This window comes from Campylobacter sp. US33a (genome assembly GCF_004378855.1).
Lineage (GTDB): Bacteria > Campylobacterota > Campylobacteria > Campylobacterales > Campylobacteraceae > Campylobacter_D.
This window is the reverse complement of the sequence record NZ_RYYL01000029.1, coordinates 1-1,328: the sequence shown is the minus strand read 5'-3', so window position 1 is coordinate 1,328 and position 1,328 is coordinate 1. Positions and strand designations below refer to the sequence as shown.

1 protein-coding gene is annotated in these 1,328 nt (G+C 36.9%); it reads right to left on the bottom strand.

The genetic code is table 11. The annotated features are described in order from the left end of the window. Positions 1-1,328 (bottom strand): flagellin hook IN motif-containing protein (locus ELQ16_RS09755; RefSeq protein WP_134239446.1); only part of this gene is annotated, 1,328 nt, incomplete at both ends.

The following is a 1,328-nucleotide window of genomic DNA, read 5'->3' as shown; positions in this document are numbered from 1 at the left end:
TTTTGTATAGAACCAAGATCTGCTCTAATGGTATCAAGATTTGTGATAGCAGTTTCTGCTACATCCATTACAGCCATGGCGCCTTTCAAAGTTGTTACACCTGCGGTTTGTTCTGTTCCTATGTTTTCAGCTCTTGTTTCACCGCCTTTTAAACCAAGATGTTGATATAAACCAGAAACTCCATTAGCAGTACTTATTGTAGTAATGATTTGAATGCCTGTAGTACTCATAGCAACAGCTGTAGAGAAATTAGCAGCTCCAGTTTGTGTGCCATACATTGTAGAATACATTAACATCGATAAAGCACTATTAATTGCTGAAAAACCACTACCAGCGGTAAATCCTAAAGCGGTATATCCGTTAGAAAAAGCACTATGATTTGGACCCAAATCGATTACTTGACCTATCATATTAAGTTGACTTTTTCCAGAAATTGTAAATGCAGAGAAGCCACTACCTGCTGAGTGAAGCAAAGATTCTTCTGTACTAAGTCCTGTTCCAGCAAGCACAGACATAGCGGTAACACCTATTCTGATACTACCTACACGGTTACTTGAGTTAAATCCCATAGCATCAGCGATATCTTGAGAAATTTGTCCTTTAGTATCTCTTAAGGATACTGATTGTTGAGAAACAAGTTTTTCATTTTCAAAACCAAAACCAGTCCCAGAGATAGCTATATCTCTACCATCGTTTTTTACTAAAGAAAGACGACCATAGTTTTCATACATATTTGCAGCTATACCAGAACCAGCACCGATACTACCTTCAATTTTAATACCTCTACCTTCTCTTGAAGTAAGAACAAGTTGTCCGTTTTCATTTAAAGCTGCTTCAACACCCGTAGTGTCTTTAACTGCATTGATAGAATTTACTAAAGAACCGTTTTTATCACCTGATTCATAATCAATTTTGCCAATTTTTACACCATTGATGGAGAAATCATCACTTGTAGAGCCTTTAAGAATAGCTGCCCCACCCACAGTTTGAACATTAAAACTAGCTCTAACACCTGTTCTATCAGCCACACGGTTAATCTCTTCAGCCAAAGCTCCAAGTCCTGTTCCAACTGAAGTTGAGATTATCACATCTTGAAATTTAAAATCATCTATACCATTGTAGTTTTTAATAGTCATAGAAGCAATGCCTGATTTGGTTACGTTAGCTCCTGTTTCAAATCTTGTTACACCAATCTTGCTTGATTGAGTAGCTCCGATTGAGGCTTTAATACTTTGATTTGATTGTGCGCCGATTTGAAATTCTTGATTGATAAAACCACCACTTAGAAGTTGTTTGCCGTTAAAAGAAGTAGTATTAGCAATGTTATC